The organism is Gilliamella sp. B3801, from assembly GCF_026536645.1.
GTDB lineage: Bacteria > Pseudomonadota > Gammaproteobacteria > Enterobacterales > Orbaceae > Gilliamella > Gilliamella apicola_I.
Genome location: NZ_JAFNNR010000009.1, coordinates 58,603 through 77,686, shown reverse-complemented (window position 1 = coordinate 77,686; position 19,084 = coordinate 58,603). Strand labels below are relative to the sequence as shown.

General features: G+C 36.3%; 17 protein-coding genes and 1 tRNA gene. 5 read left to right on the top strand and 13 right to left on the bottom strand.

The features are described 5' to 3' along the window. Nucleotides 1-147: 147 nt before the first annotated feature. On the top strand, nucleotides 148-1,152 hold the full coding sequence (locus J3U14_RS09045; RefSeq protein ID WP_267351975.1) for a hypothetical protein: 1,005 nt from the start codon (nucleotides 148-150) through the stop codon (nucleotides 1,150-1,152). Nucleotides 1,153-1,505: 353 nt separating this feature from the next. Here J3U14_RS09045 and J3U14_RS09040 read toward each other — a convergent pair. Further along, a tRNA-Asn gene (locus J3U14_RS09040) sits at nucleotides 1,506-1,581 on the bottom strand. A 148-nt stretch (nucleotides 1,582-1,729) separates the two neighbouring features. Between J3U14_RS09040 and J3U14_RS09035 the strand changes: the two genes are divergently transcribed. Further along, nucleotides 1,730-2,305, top strand: a complete 576-nt coding sequence (locus tag J3U14_RS09035) for a TIGR00730 family Rossman fold protein (RefSeq protein ID WP_267351976.1) — start codon at nucleotides 1,730-1,732, stop codon at nucleotides 2,303-2,305. Nucleotides 2,306-2,356: 51 nt separating this feature from the next. On the opposite strand, the gene fruA is transcribed toward J3U14_RS09035, so the two are convergent. From fruA to glnA, 11 genes are all read right to left on the bottom strand, one after another. Further along, complete coding sequence (gene fruA / locus J3U14_RS09030) at nucleotides 2,357-4,054, bottom strand: PTS fructose transporter subunit IIBC (protein ID WP_267351977.1); 1,698 nt, start codon at nucleotides 4,052-4,054, stop codon at nucleotides 2,357-2,359. 8 nt (nucleotides 4,055-4,062) lie between these two features. Further along, the gene (gene fruK / locus J3U14_RS09025; RefSeq protein ID WP_267351979.1) at nucleotides 4,063-4,998 is read right to left on the bottom strand and encodes a 1-phosphofructokinase; all 936 of its coding nucleotides are present in this window, start codon (nucleotides 4,996-4,998) and stop codon (nucleotides 4,063-4,065) included. Next, nucleotides 4,998-6,200: a fused PTS fructose transporter subunit IIA/HPr protein gene (gene fruB / locus J3U14_RS09020; RefSeq protein ID WP_267351981.1), complete on the bottom strand. Its 1,203-nt coding sequence runs from the start codon at nucleotides 6,198-6,200 to the stop codon at nucleotides 4,998-5,000. Before fruB ends, fruK begins: the two co-directional genes overlap by 1 nt. A 403-nt stretch (nucleotides 6,201-6,603) precedes the next feature. Further along, nucleotides 6,604-7,617: a catabolite repressor/activator gene (cra, locus tag J3U14_RS09015; RefSeq protein ID WP_267351982.1), complete on the bottom strand. Its 1,014-nt coding sequence runs from the start codon at nucleotides 7,615-7,617 to the stop codon at nucleotides 6,604-6,606. A gap of 127 nt (nucleotides 7,618-7,744) precedes the next feature. Further along, entirely contained in the window at nucleotides 7,745-8,500 is a 756-nt protein-coding gene (locus J3U14_RS09010) for an ABC transporter ATP-binding protein (protein WP_267351984.1), read from the bottom strand. Further along, complete coding sequence (locus J3U14_RS09005; protein ID WP_324169819.1) at nucleotides 8,497-9,468, bottom strand: iron chelate uptake ABC transporter family permease subunit; 972 nt, start codon at nucleotides 9,466-9,468, stop codon at nucleotides 8,497-8,499. The genes J3U14_RS09010 and J3U14_RS09005 overlap by 4 nt, the downstream gene beginning before the upstream one ends. After that, a complete protein-coding gene (locus tag J3U14_RS09000) occupies nucleotides 9,458-10,417 on the bottom strand; it encodes an ABC transporter permease (RefSeq protein WP_267351986.1) in 960 nt (319 codons plus the stop codon). Before J3U14_RS09000 ends, J3U14_RS09005 begins: the two co-directional genes overlap by 11 nt. A gap of 6 nt (nucleotides 10,418-10,423) precedes the next feature. Next, on the bottom strand, nucleotides 10,424-11,398 hold the full coding sequence (locus J3U14_RS08995; RefSeq protein ID WP_267351988.1) for a siderophore ABC transporter substrate-binding protein: 975 nt from the start codon (nucleotides 11,396-11,398) through the stop codon (nucleotides 10,424-10,426). Between the two features lie 179 nt (nucleotides 11,399-11,577). Continuing rightward, nucleotides 11,578-13,044, bottom strand: a complete 1,467-nt coding sequence (gene glnG, locus J3U14_RS08990) for a nitrogen regulation protein NR(I) (RefSeq protein ID WP_267351990.1) — start codon at nucleotides 13,042-13,044, stop codon at nucleotides 11,578-11,580. 11 nt (nucleotides 13,045-13,055) lie between these two features. Further along, a complete protein-coding gene (gene glnL / locus J3U14_RS08985; protein WP_220215858.1) occupies nucleotides 13,056-14,105 on the bottom strand; it encodes a nitrogen regulation protein NR(II) in 1,050 nt (349 codons plus the stop codon). Between the two features lie 71 nt (nucleotides 14,106-14,176). After that, nucleotides 14,177-15,586, bottom strand: coding sequence for a glutamate--ammonia ligase (gene glnA, locus J3U14_RS08980; protein WP_065559692.1), 1,410 nt, complete (start codon nucleotides 15,584-15,586; stop codon nucleotides 14,177-14,179). Nucleotides 15,587-15,980: 394 nt separating this feature from the next. Here glnA and J3U14_RS08975 point away from each other — a divergent pair, with 394 nt between their 5' ends. Genes J3U14_RS08975 through gpsA form a run of 3 tightly spaced genes read left to right on the top strand, consistent with a single transcriptional unit; the run spans nucleotide 15,981 to nucleotide 17,986 of the window. After that, nucleotides 15,981-16,421, top strand: coding sequence for a rhodanese-like domain-containing protein (locus J3U14_RS08975; RefSeq protein ID WP_416380162.1), 441 nt, complete (start codon nucleotides 15,981-15,983; stop codon nucleotides 16,419-16,421). A gap of 26 nt (nucleotides 16,422-16,447) precedes the next feature. Continuing rightward, a complete protein-coding gene (secB, locus tag J3U14_RS08970; protein WP_065559694.1) occupies nucleotides 16,448-16,930 on the top strand; it encodes a protein-export chaperone SecB in 483 nt (160 codons plus the stop codon). A 39-nt stretch (nucleotides 16,931-16,969) separates the two neighbouring features. Next, nucleotides 16,970-17,986, top strand: coding sequence for an NAD(P)H-dependent glycerol-3-phosphate dehydrogenase (gene gpsA / locus J3U14_RS08965; RefSeq protein ID WP_416380163.1), 1,017 nt, complete (start codon nucleotides 16,970-16,972; stop codon nucleotides 17,984-17,986). 86 nt (nucleotides 17,987-18,072) lie between these two features. On the opposite strand, the gene J3U14_RS08960 is transcribed toward gpsA, so the two are convergent. Beyond that, nucleotides 18,073-19,047, bottom strand: coding sequence for a hypothetical protein (locus tag J3U14_RS08960; RefSeq protein ID WP_267351997.1), 975 nt, complete (start codon nucleotides 19,045-19,047; stop codon nucleotides 18,073-18,075). Nucleotides 19,048-19,084 lie beyond the last annotated feature (37 nt).

Here is a 19,084-nt window from a genome sequence, read left to right as displayed (position 1 = left end):
AAGAAGAAATAAATTCACTATTATCTGAAATCAGGTATATACTCTCCATAAATTCTGAAAACCGCACTCATATACTGCACCCGTTATTTTATACGGGCGTTAAGTATGGAGGGAAACATTGTAAAAAATAAACAAGGAATATTGGCAATGAGATTGATAATAGTATGTTTCACCATCCTATTTATGATAGGTTGTAATCAAATGGCGAATAGCCAACCGATTAATAAAAATAAAAAAGACGATCTTATTACCCAAATTATGCAAGCTCCACTTGCCAGCCCGCCAATTGGTGATAAACATGTTTTATATCCCTTTGCAACACATTGGCAACATGCAGAAACAGAAAGTGAACGTTCGGGGAATGAAAAGGCTTTTGATGAATTAGCCAGGAATTTATATAAGCAGTCCCAATCAGAACAATCCTATAAGATTACTTTAACCCAAGAAAATTTAAAGCAGATTGTTCAGGATTCCTATGATATCCCATTTAATATCAACGATATTTTAAACCAGAAGATTACAGTTCATGTGGAAAAAATAGCCAGCTTTCCTCAGTTTGATCTGTTTCTACTCACCACCGAGAACCTTGAGTTAGAATGCAACCATTGCGAGTATGGAAGACACCTTATTTTTCAATCCATTATCTCTATCAGCTCTGATCAAATTGTGGATAAATTAGCAGCCACTTACGAATATGGAAATGATCTGGGTAGAAGCTATCGATTTTTCTATTATGATAATGGGAAAATAATTATTAGGGATTTTGGTAGTGATGAGACAGACAGTGCTGCTAATGAAAAAAGAACATACCAACTGACACCCCAAGGCAAATTCATCCGCTATTATGATACTAATGGTTCTTTTCAAAATACAGATCTTAATGATACAGAGGAAGGTTTAGTTCAAAACCATACTCGCGAGGGGGTATGGATCGAGATAACAGGCAGTAAATATGCGCCTTTAGGTATCGGTTATATTTATCTCGAATCGGAATACAAAAATGGCCTGCCTGTTGGTATTTGGAAATGTCATCAATTAGAACATAATGAACTGAATGAACCCATCTTATCCACTCGCAAAAAAGGCAAACTTTTGTACACAGAAACCTATAAAGACGGTGAGCTTGTCGAACGCAAATTTATGAAACCATAGTTAATGGTGAAATAATTACAAAATTTTGCAGAAATAGAAAAATTTATGAAGTTAATGCTATTATCTGCCAGCTGGTTTTGATGCCGAACAGGTTGCCAAAGCTTCAGCCCAAAGTTTTTTTGTTGCTGAAGCTACTGCTTATCATGCAGCTCTCGAAAGAGATCCTCAAAGTATCGCTTTACTTTTTATTTGAAAAAAATGAGCATTTTTGCTAATTCGCATTTAAACCCGAAAAAATAGTAAATTGATAGAAAAATTGATAAATGTATATGGATAAGCGGTATACTAAAAAAATATAAAATATTGATTTATAATCAAATAGAGACGTATAGATATGAGATGAAGTGGAAAGTTGGCTCCTCCAACTGGACTTGAACCAGTGACATACGGATTAACAGTCCGCCGTTCTACCGACTGAACTATGGAGGAACACTCGACGGTCAGAATATTAACGATCTATAACGATTATGTCAATCGTTAAAACACGAAATAAAACTAACTGCTCAGTGAGTAAACAAATAATACATCGCCTATGCTAAAATAAAGGGCTACGGTAAGAATAGCTAGAGTATGATTTATGAAAAAAAATATTTGTGTATTTTGTGGTGCCAGTGAAGGCAATCGTTTGGAATATCGAACAGCTGCCGAGCAACTCGGTAAAATTATAGCAAAACAAAATCGGCGATTAATTTATGGCGGAGGTAATAAAGGGCTGATGGGAATGATTGCTAATGCTGTTTTAGCTCATGGCGGTGAAGTCATCGGCATCATCCCTGAACGTTTAGTTAAAGCTGAAACTGCTCACCATGGCATTACCCGATTAGAGGTGGTCGACAATATGCATCAACGTAAAGCAAGGCTTGCAGAACTAGCTGACGGTTTTATCGCTATGCCAGGCGGTACCGGCACATTAGAAGAGGTTTTTGAGGTTTGGACTGGTATGCAAATTGGTTATCATGAAAAACCGGTGGCATTATTTGATATTACAAACTTTTGGCAACCTATGTTGAGTTTTTTAAAGCATGCTGTGCAAGAAGGGTTTATTCGGGAAAATTTTTATAACACATTAATTGTTAGTGATAACGCCGAATTTGTGTTGAAACAAATGGACGATTTCGTTCCGAAAGATTTACAACGCTGGGTAAAAAAATAAGTAAATATAAGAAAAAACGCCATCATCAGATGACGTTTTAATTTATGCTTTTTAAGCTGTCGTCGCTACAGCTTCTTTTTCTGGTGCTTTAATAGCTGCATAAGCAAGCCCTGCAATAACCGATCCAACAACAATGGATAACAGATAACCACCCACAGGTTTAACGACACCTGGAATTGCTAGAGCAAATAATCCACCGTGTGGTGTCATTAATGTTGAACCAAATGCTAATGCCATACCACCAGTAATTGCGCCACCTAGAATACAACATGGAATAACACGTAACGGATCACGCGCAGCGAAAGGAATTGCCCCTTCAGAGATAAAGCATAAGCCTAATACTAATGACGCCTTACCACTTTCTTGCTCAGCTTTAGCAAACTTTTTGCGAGCGATTAGCGTTGCAATACCCATTGCCAATGGAGGTACCATACCACCAGCCATCACAGCAGCCATTGGTGCATAAACATGCGCAGAAATTAATCCCGTACCAAAAGCATAAGCAACTTTATTAATTGGTCCGCCCATATCTGTACACATCATACCGCCTAACACTGCACCTAAAATAACAGCATTAGCCGTGCCCATTGAATTTAACCAGTCTGTTACCTCACCCATTAACCAAGCAATAGGTGTACCAACAATAAACTGCATGACAAGCCCTGTCGCTAATGTTGCCAATAGTGGCACAATTAAAATGGGTTTTAAGGCTTCCATACTTTTTGGTAGGGGAAGGTATTTAGCGATTAATAATGCAAAATATCCAGCAAAGTAACCAATGATAATACCACCTAAAAATCCTGCACCTGTTGAGACCGCAAGCAATCCTCCGACCAGACCAGGCGCAAGTCCAGGTCTATCCGCAATTGAATAAGCGATATAGCCAGCCAGTAATGGCACCATAAGCGAAAATGCCAAGCCTCCAATTTGCGCTAAATGTGGTTCACCAACTAATTTTTGTACACCGTCAATGTTTTCAAATGAACCCAAAGCAAAAGAAAGTGCGATGATCAATCCACCGGCAACAACCATTGGTAACATATAAGAAACACCAGTTAGAAGATGTTTATAAAAACTTTTCTTCTCATTGCTTGATTTAGCCGATGCTGAAGTTGATGAAGGTTGATAAACCGTTGCCTCTTCGAATGCTTTATCAAACTCTTGCGCAGTCTTTTTGAGCGCTGGGCCAGTTTTTGTTCGATACAATTTTTTACCCGCAAATTTACTTAAATCCACATCGATATCGCAAGCAGCAATCACAATATCTGCTGAGGCGACTTCTTCTGGTGTGAGTTCGTTACCAACCCCAACTGATCCTCGCGTTTCAACTTTACACCACCAACCACGTTTTTTAGCTTCTTCTTCAATCGCTTCGGCAGCCATAAAAGTATGTGCCACTCCAGTTGGACACGCTGTTACTGCAACAATACGTTTTACAGCTGTATTAGAGGTAGGCGCTGAATCACGTTGAGCTGATTTTTCAAAAACAACCGCTTTACTTTGTGCTTCTGTTAGAATTTGTTTTGGGTTTGCATATAACGCATTAATATCTTCTACCACATAAACTTTTTTACCAATGACAGATTTATCATTAATTTCACCAGTCCCGATAGCAATAATCGCATCTGCAGACTCTGAATTATCGATTACATTAAAATTCATCAAATTAGCAGCCAATGCGAGTTCCGCTCTGGCTAAACGTCCATTTACAGGACCTGTATTACTACCTTCAACAATATAAATATTCATGCAAACTCCTAACCAGCATTTATTTCAATTTTGCCTAGCATATCAGTTACAGCTTGGCGATCCGAAATCCCCACACCCGCTTGTCCAACAGACAAAGCAGCAACACTTGATGCAAATACCAGGGTATCTTTAATCGATTGATTTGTTATTAATCCATACATGATTCCAGCAACCATTGAGTCACCAGCACCGACCGTACTCACTACTTGACATTTTGGTGGTTTAGCCAACCATGCTTCATGTTGAGTCACCCACAAAGCGCCTTTACTTCCTAGTGAAATCACAACATTTTCAACGCCACCTTTTACTAATTCCATCGCCGCTGTTTTAATTTCATCTAATGTCGTTAATTTACGTCCGACCCACATTTCAAGCTCTTTATCATTTGGTTTGATTAACCATGGCTTAGCTTTCAATCCAGCGACTAACGCATCTCGGCTACTGTCAAACACTACTTTTGGGCAGATCTGTTTAACTCGCTCCATCCATTGTGTAAATTTATCAAGTGATACACCGGCAGGTAAACTGCCACTTATTGCGACCATATCAATATCTTTTAACCATTCAAGAGAACTTGTCACAAAACGTTGCCAATCATGCTCAGTAATTGTAAAGCCTGAAAAGTTTAGATCCGTCACTTCGCTATTTTCTTCAGTCAATTTGACATTAATGCGTGTACGGCCTTCTACAGTTTGGAATTTGTCGACTACATTTAATGAATTAAATAATAGATTAAAACCATCTCGGTTTTCTTGACCTAAAAAACCACCAACAGTTAATTTTATATCTAGATCAGACAATACTTTAGCAACATTAATCCCTTTGCCAGCGGCAAGTAAAGCATTTGTTTGAACTAAATTTACATCACCCAACTCGACTTTTGGACAAAATCCTAATAAATCATAAGCAGGATTTAAGGTGATTGTTGCAACACGATAATTCATTATTCTGTTCCCTCACCAAGTCCGCTTTCAATTGCTTTACCGATAGCATCAAGTGCTTGCTCAGCATCATCACCGACCGCAGTAAATTGCAAACGGCTGCCTTTTTTGGCTCCAAGTGCAACGATTTTCATTAAGCTGGTAGCACTTACTGGCTCCCCTTTTCCATCAAGATTCGCAACAGTTACTTTGCTATTAAACTCTTTAACCAATTTAACTAATACTGAAGATGGACGAGTATGTAAACCATTTTCGTTAGGCACGATAAATTCACGAGTTAAAGCTTGGCTTGAATCCGATGCTGATGACGTTGCTGAGTTAGCTTGTTCAGTTTGAGAATTATCGATAGTTGAAGGCAAGTCATCTGTCATCAGTAAATTGATTAATTTATCCGTGCTTGCCGATAACATTAAATCTAACTTTTCATAAAATGCTAAACGTGCAATACGATCAATAACCTCAGACATTGCATTATCAACAACCGACATCGTGATAAGTAATTTTACCGGTTTATTATCTTCATTTACGTTGCTTATTGTACGACTAATCACAATCGCATTTTTTAGATTGCCTTCTTTGCTATCGTTCAACCAAACCCCACTACCTAGATAAGTTGGTTTATTATCCAGCACATGAGTGATAAAAGCCGTATTTACAGCATTTTGTTGTTTTAAGCGTGATGCATTTAACGCTTGTAAAATGGCTAAACTATCAGCATTGATATCCAATAAAAGTGATGATTCATTCATTGAAAATTGGCTGTCTTCTTGTTCTGTTTTTCCGGTTAAAATAGCAAGTGCTTCATCTGCTGTTTTAATATTTTTGATTCGTTCTTCAACACCGTCAGCACCTAAAACATGCGTCAATTGACGAAGTAACTCTAAATGTTCATCAGAACTAGCGGCGATACCAATAGCGACATAAGCTTTTTCACCATCATCACCCCATTCAACACCTTCAGGAAAACAAAAAACTTGAACCCCCGTCTTTTTAACTAAATGACGAGTGGTGGTAGTGCCATGTGGAATAGCAAGGCCAATACCCAGATAAGTGGCAGCTTGCGCTTCACGTTCAAGCATTCCATTTACATATCCTTCTTCGACAAAACCGGCACTAGTTAATGCTGCCGCTACTTTTTTTATCGCTTCTGTTTTATTAGTAGCGTGTTCATTTAAATGTATATCTTCTTTAACTAAATGAAACATAGAATAAATACCTCTGGGTTAAAAATATTGGGTCGACTAAAATGACTCATCTATAAATCCATTTAATGATTTTTATTGAATCGTTTCAGCCATGATGAATAAATTAACGTTAATTATCCAATAAATTATGTCTATCAATAACAAATATGTGATCCAGATCTAATTTTTTGATTCTGATTAATCCTTTCAATACAAAATACAGATTATAGACATTTTTTTGTTATATCGTTGAATAGTTTTTCTCTTTATAGACTTTAATAATATGGCTATATCTGAGCATACTTTATCTTTTATTTTAATAAAAAATTAGGAAGAATCGCAACGCACATCAATATTTTCTAATACTAAGAGTAATAACAAATTCCTATTTCAAAAAATGTTTACTTCGATGAACGTCCCTTAATCATTTACATAAACGGCTAAGATTACCACGATAGATCAATTTTCTAGGAATTACAGTGGTACCCGATTGATATTCTTGTTGATGTAGATAATTAAGGAGTAGTTTAATCGTCACTTCTACAATTTCTTTATGATCTTGAGAAAGTGAAATCATTTTACAAGGCAGAAAATCAAGTAATTCATTATCCCCAAACGTTGCAATAGTTAATGTTTCAGGTAAATGACCAAATTTTCTTAAAATAGCATCGATAGTACCTTGAAGAAGAGAGAATGAAGTTGTAAAAATACCATTTGGTAATTCATGATCGTTTAACCAATGACTAAAAGCAATATCAGCATCTTGACGACTATAATTATTAGCATATAAAAATTCGACACTATCGCAATCGTTTAATGTTACAGCTTTAAAACCTTCAAGACGATGTTGGCTTACGGATAAATTTGGTAATGCACCTATATATACAGCTTTACCTTGCACAAAATGATTAAATGTTTGAGCTAATGTTTGGGCATCATCTTTATCCGCACCAACTATATTTCGAAACTTTTTGGTAGATAACGTTCTATCTAAAGCAAATAATGGAATTTTAGAATTTTGCCAATTGTCATAAAACGCATAGTCAGAATCAGAAACAAAAGAGGATGAGAGAATTATGGCATCAACCCTTCTACGTTTTAAATGTGCAACGCATTCTTTTTCAATTTCAGGATTATCATCAGAACAAGATAACAATAATTGATAGCCCTCTTTCCTGACTAATTGTTCTAAATAACTAGCAATTCGTGTATAACTACTATTTTCTAAATCTGGAATGATGATTCCTATCGAACGCGTTTTACCTTCACGGAGTCCTGCAGCAACTGCATTAGGATAATAATTATGCTTTTTTACAATTGCCATAACCTTGGCGATAGTTTTGTCACTAACACGATATTCCTTCGCTTTTCCATTAATCACATAACTTGCTGTAGTCTTTGATACACCTGCTAAAAAGGCTATTTCCTCTAACTTCATCACTATTGTCTCGACAAAAAGAAGACATTTTTTTAACATGAAATAGAGGAATTAGCAAACGATAATTTTCTTTAACTCATTTATTATTAGTAATATTTTGTGGCAATTTAAAATTCACCAATCAACATTAATAATATACAGCGATATGTTGTCCTTGGATGGTTTCAATGCTAACCGGCGTATCAAAAATATCTTCTAAAATAGCTGAATTCATAATCTGTGTTGGAGTTCCTTGATAGATCAGTTCCCCATTTTTCATCGCTAAAATATAGTCCGAATAGACTGATGCAAAATTGATATCGTGAATAACAATGACAATGGTTTTACCAAGTTCATTCGCAGCACGTCGTAACTGTTTCATCATCGAAACTGCATGCTTCATATCCAAATTATTTAACGGTTCATCAAGTAACACATATTCAGTATCTTGACAAAGCACCATCGCGACATATGCTCGTTGTCGCTGTCCGCCAGATAACTCATCTAAAAAACGATCTTTAAACTCAGTTAAATTTAAAAAATCCAATGCTCGATGAATATGCTGATAATCATCAGGATTTAAACGCCCTTTTGTATGAGGATAACGCCCGAATCCGACCAGTTCAAATACGGTAAGCCTACTGGTAAAGCGATTTTCTTGTCTTAATACCGAAAGATGAGTAGCTAATTTATCACTCGGCGTTTTAAACACATCCATGTCTTGAATTTTAACGTTTCCTTCATCAGCGTTCAAAAGTCGACTTATAATCGAAAGTAAAGTTGATTTTCCAGCGCCATTAGGCCCAATGATTGCTGTTACTCCCCCTTGTGGAATGGTGGCGGTAACATTTTTTAAAACCGAAAGGGTTTGATATTTTTTATTAATATTATCAATTTGTATCACATCGGTACCTTTTTCAATAATAAGAAGATAAACAAACAACCACCAATAAACTCTATGACGACCGTAATGGCGCCAACCATATTCAAAACATGCTCTAAAAACATTTGACCACCCACCAGAAAAATCACACCAAGTAAAAAGGCAGTGGGAAGTAAAAATCGATGTTGGCTTGAGCGGCTTATGCTATAAGCTAAATTTGCTATCAGTAAACCCAAAAAGGTAAACGGCCCCACCAATGCGGTTGAAATTGCAACTAATATCGAGACTAAAAGTAAAATAATTGTCACGCTTTGATGATAATTAACGCCCAGATTAATAGCGTTATCACGACCTAAAGCCAAAACATCAAATTGAAAACGCATTCTCCATAAAAATAGTCCGATACATATTGCAATAATGAATGAAAAAATAATTAAGATGGGATCAGCCCGAGTGAACGTAGCAAAAATTCGACTTTGCAAAACAGCAAATTCAGTTGGTGTCATTAACCGTTGTAATAAGTTTGCAAAACTGCGGAAAAGTGTGCCCAGAATAATCCCAATTAATAATACTAAATGAAGATTTTGCTTAAATTTTGTGAATAAACCTTTATATAACAATAGAGAAAATAAGATCAGTAAAAGCGATTCAACGATAAATTTGCCAATAATACCGATGTAAGGAATACCTTGCACATCGATAAAGAAAATGACAATTGTTTGAATTAAGACAAATAAAGATTCAAGCCCCATTATCGACGGCGTTAATATGCGATTATGGGTCACGGTTTGAAAAAGGAGTGTGGATGTTGCAGCCGAAAAAGCAACTAATATCATCGTCAACACTATCCACATACGATGAGTCAAAATATACCTAATATTCCCTTTTAGATTAAAGGTCATAAAAAAGATGATACAAATAAGCGCTATACTCAATAATAGCCAAACTCTTTTTTGACTGGAAAGATAGTGTTTTGAACTAACTAGCATGTTTTTTTCGACTTAATAATATTAAAAAGATTACGGCACCGACAATACCAAGAATTACACTGACAGGGATTTCAAATGGATAGCGAATTAAACGTCCAATAATATCGCAAATTAATACCAATCCCCCACCAAATAAACAGACCCAAGGAATGGTTTTACGCACATTATCACCGAATAACAAGCTGACAATGTTGGGGACGATTAATCCTAAAAACGGTAATACACCAACCACCACAACAACAATACCGCCAATCAATGCTATGACAATTAGTCCAATTATCATGACTCGACGATAATTAAGTCCCACATTAACCGAAAAATCTCGACCTAACCCCACGACTGTAAACTGATCTGCACTCCAGCATGCTACCAATGTCAAACCACAAACTAGCCACAATAGTTCATAACGACCTTGTAAAATCCCAGAAAAATCACCTGATTGCCATCCATAAAGCGATTGCAATAGATCATAATACATGGCAAAAAATGTGGTTACAGCACTGATTATCGCGCCTAGCATAATCCCAATAAGTGGAACCATTAGCGCTGATTTGAGAACAATTTTATGGGATATTATCATAAAAAGAATCGTACCCATCATCGCAAATAAACTTGCAACCACCATTTTGACCATGACACTTTGTTCGGGCGCGAATACCATCATGATGAGTAAACCAAGACTAGCTGATTGGGTGGTGCCAACAAGGGTAGGCTCCACAAAGCGGTTTTGTGTTAATAACTGCATCACTAAGCCAGCGACACTCATTGCACTACCCGCTAACAATAACGCTAACGTTCTTGGCAAACGACTGACAAAAAAGATCTGCTGCATATTTGTATTGGTGAAAAGTTCATGTAAATTGACATGCCCTGCACCAATAAACAAACTTATTGCAGTCAAAATTAATAAAATAATGATGCCTGCAATAAAATATAACGACAACTTCATGTTTTTTTATTGATTAGTCGATGATTCTTGTAGTGCTTCTGCTATTTGATCCATTAAACGACTATACGTTTGAATCCCGCCTGCGATATACATCGATGTTGAATCAAGATAAACAATATGATTGTGCTGCCATGCTGCCGTTTTTTGAATTAATTCATTATTTAATACTTGTTGTGCTGATTGGGCTTCTTTATTACCAATGGCATTATCTCTATCTAACACAAATAGCCATTCGGGATTAGTACTTAAGATGAATTCAGAAGTAACACTATTCCCATGACGACCGGCTTCTTGGAAAGTGGTTGCTGGCTGGAAACCTAACACATCAAAAACAAATCCAAAACGTGATTTAGGGCCATATGCAGACATTTTCCCACCGTTAATCATAATCACTAATGCTGAACCGGCTGTACTGGTTTTCGATTTTAGTTGGTCAATTTTTTGATTAAAGTCTTCAATCAATTTAGATGCTTCTTTCTCTTTTTCAAAAATCCAACCTAATTGACGAGTTCGCTCAGTTAAACTCGCTAAGAAGTTATTGGAATCAATATCTAAGGAGATTGTTTCTGCTAATTTTTCCAATTTTGGATAGGCATCTGTTGCTCGTCCACCTGCTATAATTAAGTCAGGATTGATAGAGCTAAGTACTTCGTAATTTGGCTCAAACAAAGTCCCAATGTTAGTATAGGACTTATCACTATATTTAGATAAGAAATCAGGTAAATGGACATTTGATTGTGGTACAGCTGAGACTGGAATATTCAATGCATCAATAATATCAAGAGTTGCAATGTTAAAAACAGCTACTTTTTTGGGAACAGACCCAAAAAATGCTTCGCCTTGAGCGTGTTTAATTACCAGAGCATCTTTCTTAATATCGGAATAATCTGGTTTTTGGTTATTCTTATTATTATCACACCCAACAACTAACAGCAATACAGCAAACAGCACTGTAATTTTAACTTTGATAAATGAATACATATGAACTCCTAATTATTGTTCAGATAAAAACAACACAAATATAAATAATTCTCATTTGCATTAAATTGTATCTAAAAACAACTCCGTGTTCAATAAACTTTAAAGAATATCTAAAGTCAGTGTTAAATGATTAGAAAACGTTTCTTTACATAGCGTTATATCAAAATTTTATAGATCAATTAGCCAATATCACTGTCATTTTTATTTGAAAACTCTTTTAACTTTCTGGTTAAAGTATTACGCCCCCACCCTAATAAATTTGCTGCTTCTTGTTTATGTCCTCTGGTAAAATTAAGTGCGCAATTTAATAAAATACGCTCTACTTCTGTCACTGCCTCAGTTAAAATGCCCGATTTTCCCGCGACAAGCGATTGTTTAGCCCATTGTTCCAGTAAAAATTGCCAATCCATTGCAACTTGAGAGTCGTTTAATGTCAAACTTATATCATTACGAACAACCGAATTTTTAGGCATCGGAAATTGTAATAGCTCTGGTGGTAGATCTTGCACTAAAATTTCTTTACTAGAAGACATGACTGTCACCCAACGACAGGTATTTTCAAGCTGTCTTACATTGCCCGGCCAATTAAATTTACATAGAACACTCATCGCTTCGGGACTAAAAACTTTACTTTCAACGCCTAACTCTTTAGCCGTGGTATATAAAAAATGCTCTGCAAGTTTCGGAATATCTTGAGCACGATCACGTAAAGGAGGCAATAAAATACGGATTACATTTAAGCGATGAAACAAATCATCCCGAAATTTGCCTTCGCGCACTCTTGCTTCTAAATCTTGATGCGTTGCGGCAATAATTCTGACATCAACTTTTACGGGGGAATAACCACCAATACGATAAAATTGTCCATCGGCAAGGACTCGAAGTAACCGTGTTTGAACATCAAGAGGCATATCACCGATTTCATCTAAAAATAAGGTTCCACCATTAGCCTGTTCAAATCGTCCATGCCTGATTTGTGCAGCCCCAGTAAACGCTCCTTTTTCGTGTCCAAAAAGTTCAGATTCAATCAGATCTTTGGGAATCGCTGCCATATTAAGTGCGATAAAAGGTGAATGAGATCGAGGGCTATGAGTATGCAACGCTTTTGCGACTAACTCTTTACCTGTACCTGATTCACCATTAATCAGCACACTAATAGAAGATTTCGATAAGCGTCCAATAATCCGAAATACCTCTTGCATTGAAGGTGCTTCACCTATTATGCCTGTTGATGCTTTTGCCGTAACATGAGTACGCTGATGATTTGGTACTTGTAAATGTTGAGACTGTGCAATAGCACGTTCAACAAGTTGAATCATTTCATCCACATCAAAGGGTTTGGGAATATAATCAAAAGCCCCTTTTTGGTAAGCGTTGACAGCAGCATCAAGATCAGAATGCGCTGTCATAATAATGACAGGCAAATGGGGAAATTGTGCTTTGATATAATTAAGTAATGATAGACCATCGATGCCAGGCATTTTGATATCAGAAATTAGTACAGCTGGTTTGGGTAGTTGATTAGTCAAAGCTTCGATCACATCTTGACCGTTTGCAAAACTAATACAATTAAAATGCGCATTGGTAAGTGCTTTTTCTAATACCCAACGAATTGAACTATCATCATCAACAACCCAAACATTCATTTTAAATTACCTCATTGTTTGATTGGCAAATAGACTGAAAATTCAGTGTGTCCAGGCCAACTATTAAATTCAATTTTACCATGATGTTGATCAACAATATTATGTGCAATAGAAAGACCGATTCCTGTCCCACCTTCATAACCGCTTACCATAGGATAAAAAAGTGTATCTTGAATATGAACAGGTACCCCCGGTCCATTATCTTCAATATCAATACGTGCACATAGTCGATAACGTTGTCCATGCAATGTAATTTGAAAGGCAGTTCTCGTTCTGATTGTTATCGTACCTGTTTTCGTACCAATAGCCTGTAAAGCATTTCGCACAATATTTAAAATAACTTGTTCGATCTGCTCTGAATCATGGATAAATTCTGGCAAACTGGGATCATAATCCCGTAAAATAGTCACATTTAATGGTTTTTCGATGCATAATAACGCATAAGTTCGCTCAATCGCTTGATGAATATTTTGTACTTTTTGGTGCAAGCGTTGCTGTGGTCCTAATAACCTATCTACTAGATTTCTTAATCTATCTGCTTGTTCAATAATAATTTGCGTATAATCTTGCAACTCATTTTTTGGTAATTCTCGTGATAATAATTGTGCGGCACCTCGAAGCCCACCTAATGGGTTTTTAATTTCATGTGCTAGCCCTCGCACAAGTTCACGAGCAGCACTTTGTTGAGCTTGTTGTAACTGTTCTTGGCTTAACCGTTTATGATTATTTAAAGGCGCCATTTCAATTAAGATCTGTTCATTACTTAAGGGTTGTGCCGTTAACGATAAGATATGCAATTCATTATTCACCACCAAATTCACTTCAGTATCCGTAAAACCTTGATTTTTGGATAATGAACTTTGCATTAACTCGAAATCTAAAGAATGGTAACTCAATAAATCAGGAAGATAACTATCTAATAATTTTTTGGGGCTTTGTGCTAATAGCTGCTGGGCAGCAGTATTGGCGTAAACAATATTGAGATTTTTATCAAGTAATAAAATACTTGTAATCATCGAGTTGAGAACAAGATCAGCATCAGATTCACTATCAAATGTCATCGTCGGTATTCCGTCCTCATTAAAATCCACCGCTTTACACGGTGGATTAACGGTTTAAATTTTAGATAAATTTATAAACTATAGTAAAGTTCAAATTCAACTGGATGTGGTGTCATACGTACACGATCAACGTCTTGACGTTTCAAATCAATATACGCATCAATCGTATCATTAGTGAAGACATTACCACGCGTTAAGAATTCACGATCAGCATCTAATGCATTAAGCGCTTCTTCAAGTGAACCTGCCACTTGTGGAATTAATTTAGATTCTTCCGGTGGTAAATCATATAAGTTTTTATCCATTGCATCGCCAGGATGAATTTTGTTAATAATACCATCTAAACCAGCCATTAACTGCGCAGCAAATGATAAATATGGATTACCTGCTGGATCAGGGAAACGAACTTCAATACGGCGTGCTTTCGGGCTAGTCACAACCGGAATACGAATTGAAGCAGAACGGTTACGAGCAGAATACGCAAGCATAACAGGCGCTTCATAGCCCGGTACTAATCGTTTATATGAGTTAGTTGCAGGATTAGTAAATGCATTGATAGCTTTAGCATGTTTAATAATACCGCCAATATAGAATAATGCCATTTCAGAAAGCCCAGCATATTTATCACCGGCAAATAAGTTAACTCCATCTTTAGCTAAAGATTGATGGCAGTGCATGCCTGAACCATTATCGCCAAACATCGGTTTCGGCATAAATGTCGCTGTTTTACCATAAATATGTGCTACATTTTGAACAACATATTTATAAATCTGAACTTCATCCGCTTTTTTAGTTAATGTATTGAAACGACAAGCAATTTCATTTTGTCCTGCAGTTGCCACTTCATGGTGATGAGCTTCAACCACTAAACCAAGTTGTTCCATAATTAAACACATCTCTGAGCGGATATCTTGCGATGAATCAACCGGAGGAAGTGGGAAGTAACCGCCTTTTACGCCTGGGCGATGACCTTTGTTACCTTCTTCATATTTTGTGCCTGAATTCCAAGCGGCTTCAATATCATCAATATGAACAAAACTACCTGACATCGGTGAACCAAAACGAACATCATCAAATAAAAAGAATTCGGGTTCTGGTCCAAAAATAACGGTATCAGCAATGCCTGAAGATTTTAAAAACTCTTCAGCACGTTTTGCGATTGAACGTGGATCACGATCATAACCTTGTAATGTTGCGGGTTCGAGTACATCACAACGGAGATTTAATGTTACATCTTCAAAAAATGGATCAATAACGGCACTTGAAGCATCAGGCATTAATACCATATCCGATTCATTAATCCCTTTCCAACCAGCAATTGAAGAACCGTCAAACATTTTACCGTCTTCAAAAAAGTCAGCATCAATTTGACTAACGGGTATCGTAACGTGTTGCTCTTTACCTTTGGTATCAGTAAAACGCAAATCGACAAATTTAACATCATTTTCTTTAATTAGTGTTAATACTTTTTGTATAGACATGTATCTTCTCCGTTGAGGACAAATAATTGTTCAGTTCGTAAGGCATTCTTGCCAAGTTATTTTCTTTTATGCAAATATGATGCCAAGTTTTCAGTCACGTTTTTCTAGTGAATTTACGGGTTAAATAGTAACACAAATAGCATTGATGCACCAAAATAATGCATAAAAACACTTAGAATGCACCAATAAAAGGCGTTGCACATTTATTTTGCTAAAAAAAGATGTCGTTCACGCATTCAATCATCCTTGTAATAATCAAAAACTCAATAAGAATCTTCTCAATTTAACGCTCGATAATTAGGGGAACACAAGATTTTCTTATAGGTACTGTATTTCAGTGCATAATATCGCTATAATCTCTTCTTATATTGAAAAACTAGGTAATTATAAAAGTATGGACTTTATTACACTCGAAATTATACCTTTTGTTAAAAATCATATTTTACTTTCTTTAGGTTGGATTGTACTTTTTATTGCAATCATTGTATTAACCATCAAAAGTAAGTTATCAAAAGTTAAAATCATTAATAATGCTCAAGCAATCAATCTGATTAATAAACAGAATGCTAAAATCATTGATTTGCGATCAGCTGATAGTTTCAAAAAGGGGCATATCACCGATTCCCTGAATATACTCCCCATTGATATCAAAAATGCGAGTGCAAATTCTATTGAAAAACACAAGGAAAATTTTGTTATCTTGATTGATGATAATGGTCTGTCATCAGTCGGCATCGGTGAAATACTTGTTAAACAAGGTTTCATGAATGTTTTTGCATTAAAAGATGGCATTGCAGGATGGAATGGCGAAAATTTACCATTAGTTAGAAAATAAAACTATATTTAAAATAAGGTTAGATCATGACAGAACAAAACAATACACAACAACCAGAAACACAATTTGCAATTCAACGTATTTATACAAAAGATGTTTCATTTGAAACCAATAATGTACCTGAAGTTTTTACCAAACAATTTCAACCAGCCATGAATGTTGAATTGAATTCATCATCTCAATCCTTAAATGATGATGTTTATGAAGTCGCATTACGCATTACAGTAACGATGAAATCACAAGACGAAGTTGCCTATATTTGTGAAGTAACGCAAGCAGGTATTTTTTCACTCGTTGGATTCAATGATGCACAGTTACAACACTGTTTAGGTGCTTACTGTCCAAATATTTTATTCCCGTATGCACGAGAAACAATTTCTAACTTAGTCATTAAAGGTTCTTTCCCACCAGTTAATTTAGAACCGGTTAACTTTGACGTGTTATTTATGAACTATCTTCAACAGCAACAACAATCAGTTGAAGAAGAATCAACAGAAACATTACAATAATCATTGTGATTTAATCTAGAACGATAAATCTAACGGTTAATTATGGAAAAACATGCTGTTGTCACAGTAATCGGTGCAGGTTCTTACGGAACCTCTTTAGCTATTTTACTTGCACGTAATGGTCATCAAACATTATTGTGGGGACATAATTCACACAAAATGATGGCTTTACAGCATGACAGGCAAAATAAACAATTTTTGCCTGATATTCCTTTTCCTGAATTACTGCACATTGAAAGTAATCTGCAAACAGCTGTTTCAGCGTCACCAATCTTACTCATAGTGGTACCTAGCCATGCTTTTGGTACTATTTTAAAGCAAATAAAACCCTATTTACGCAAAGATAGTAAAATTGTTTGGGCAACCAAAGGACTTGAGGTCAATACCGGACGTTTATTGCAAGATGTCGCCAGAGAAATATTAGGCAATCAAATCCCCCTAGCTGTCATTTCAGGCCCTACTTTTGCTAAAGAAGTTGCCTCAGGTTTGCCAACGGCGGTAACAGTTGCTTCAACGGATGATGATTTTTTAACTGAGTTACAAAATTTATTTCATTGTAGTAAAAGTTTTCGGGTCTATAGCAGTAAAGATTTTATTGGGGTGCAACTTGGTGGCGCCATTAAAAATGTGATTGCGATAGGAGCAGGATTGTCTGATGGGCTGGGTTTTGGTGCGAATGCAAGGACAGCGTTAATCACACGTGGACTGGCTGAAATGATGCGATTGGGCGAAGCGCTTGGTGCAGATCCTGCAACGTTTATGGGCATGGCTGGACTTGGTGATCTTGTATTAACCTGTACGGATAATCAATCACGAAATCGACGTTTCGGTATTTTGCTGGGACAAAATAAATCTATTCAAGAAGCACAAGATATTATCGCACAAGTTGTCGAAGGATTTAAAAATACTAAAGAAGTTTGGACACTTGCAAAACAATATCATGTGGATATGCCAATCACTGAACAAATTTATAAAGTACTATACGAGCATAAAGATCCTAAACAAGCGGCAATGACCTTACTCGGACGATCACAGAAAGAAGAACTAAAAAGTTAATTTTTAATACCGTTATATCATCACTTTGTATTAACGCTATTAAATAACGTTGTAATTAAAATGAGCTATTCTTTCTAATCTTTAGGTTATATAGTTGTTCCAATACCCTTTTCTTTTGCTTTTAGATAAATATCATATCCAACATAAACATCGAGAACGGCTGTTCCCACCGTTTTAAATAATGTGATTTGCTCATCGTTTTGGCGACATTTTTGCGAATCAGTAACTAATTCACCCAACTCAAAAAAATCATTTTTTGATACACGTTTTTGGTTAATTGGATCAATAATATCCCCTGCTTCGGCAAAAACGCCCTCTTTAGTATCAAGTACACGAATGTCCGCTTTTTCAACAATATTACTTGGTATTTCATGCATTTCAGGGGTATATGCACCCACACCATTAATATGAGTACCAGGCTTAACGATATCACCATTAAATGTGACCACTTTAGATGTTGTCACTGAGGTGATAATATCTGCTTGACCAATGTCTTCATCAAAATTTTGCGAAAAATAGAGATTGGCTGAAAAATGTGAAAAGTGTTTTTTCATCGCTTCCGTAAATTGTTTCGCTTTTTGTTCATCGATATCGTAAATAGCTATATCAGTCAGATCCCGAACGGTTAACATGGCTTCTAATTGTGATACAGCCTGCCCCCCTGTTCCTATTAATACTGCTCGTCGAGCATTTTTTCTTGCTAAAAGATCGGTTGCCGCACCTTGTACCGCCCCTGTACGAAGTTGAGTTACAAAAGTACCATCTAAAATGGCACAAACTTCCCCAGTTAAAGGATCTAACATCATCACTTGCGCTGGTACGGAGGGTTTACCCAATTTAGGATTATCCGGAAATACAGACACAATTTTAATCCCAACAATATCCTTACCTTTTATATGCGCGGGCATAAATAAACTTTGCCCTTTCTGCATATCAAAATTGATACGTAAAGGCACTTCACTATCTCCTTGGGTATAGATTTTTAAAGCTTGTTTATCTGCCTCAATGGCATCTTTCATACTATAAACATGTTGAATATCATTTGCGGATAAAATTAACATTTTCACTCCAGACCTTTTTTTATGATTTATTTTACGT

Bases quoted from the DNA above. Each gene is read 5' to 3' on its own strand.
- J3U14_RS09045 (WP_267351975.1), top strand. From the start codon at position 148: ATGAGATTGATAATAGTATGTTTCACCATCCTATTTATGATAGGTTGT.
- J3U14_RS09035 (WP_267351976.1), top strand. From the start codon at position 1,730: ATGAAAAAAAATATTTGTGTATTTTGTGGTGCCAGTGAAGGCAATCGT.
- fruA (WP_267351977.1), bottom strand. From the start codon at position 4,054: ATGAATATTTATATTGTTGAAGGTAGTAATACAGGTCCTGTAAATGGA.
- fruK (WP_267351979.1), bottom strand. From the start codon at position 4,998: ATGAATTATCGTGTTGCAACAATCACCTTAAATCCTGCTTATGATTTA.
- fruB (WP_267351981.1), bottom strand. From the start codon at position 6,200: ATGTTTCATTTAGTTAAAGAAGATATACATTTAAATGAACACGCTACT.
- cra (WP_267351982.1), bottom strand. From the start codon at position 7,617: ATGAAGTTAGAGGAAATAGCCTTTTTAGCAGGTGTATCAAAGACTACA.
- J3U14_RS09005 (WP_324169819.1), bottom strand. From the start codon at position 9,468: ATGCTAGTTAGTTCAAAACACTATCTTTCCAGTCAAAAAAGAGTTTGG.
- J3U14_RS09000 (WP_267351986.1), bottom strand. From the start codon at position 10,417: ATGAAGTTGTCGTTATATTTTATTGCAGGCATCATTATTTTATTAATT.
- J3U14_RS08995 (WP_267351988.1), bottom strand. From the start codon at position 11,398: ATGTATTCATTTATCAAAGTTAAAATTACAGTGCTGTTTGCTGTATTG.
- glnG (WP_267351990.1), bottom strand. From the start codon at position 13,044: ATGAATGTTTGGGTTGTTGATGATGATAGTTCAATTCGTTGGGTATTA.
- glnL (WP_220215858.1), bottom strand. From the start codon at position 14,105: ATGACATTTGATAGTGAATCTGATGCTGATCTTGTTCTCAACTCGATG.
- glnA (WP_065559692.1), bottom strand. From the start codon at position 15,586: ATGTCTATACAAAAAGTATTAACACTAATTAAAGAAAATGATGTTAAA.
- J3U14_RS08975 (WP_416380162.1), top strand. From the start codon at position 15,981: ATGGACTTTATTACACTCGAAATTATACCTTTTGTTAAAAATCATATT.
- secB (WP_065559694.1), top strand. From the start codon at position 16,448: ATGACAGAACAAAACAATACACAACAACCAGAAACACAATTTGCAATT.
- J3U14_RS08960 (WP_267351997.1), bottom strand. From the start codon at position 19,047: ATGTTAATTTTATCCGCAAATGATATTCAACATGTTTATAGTATGAAA.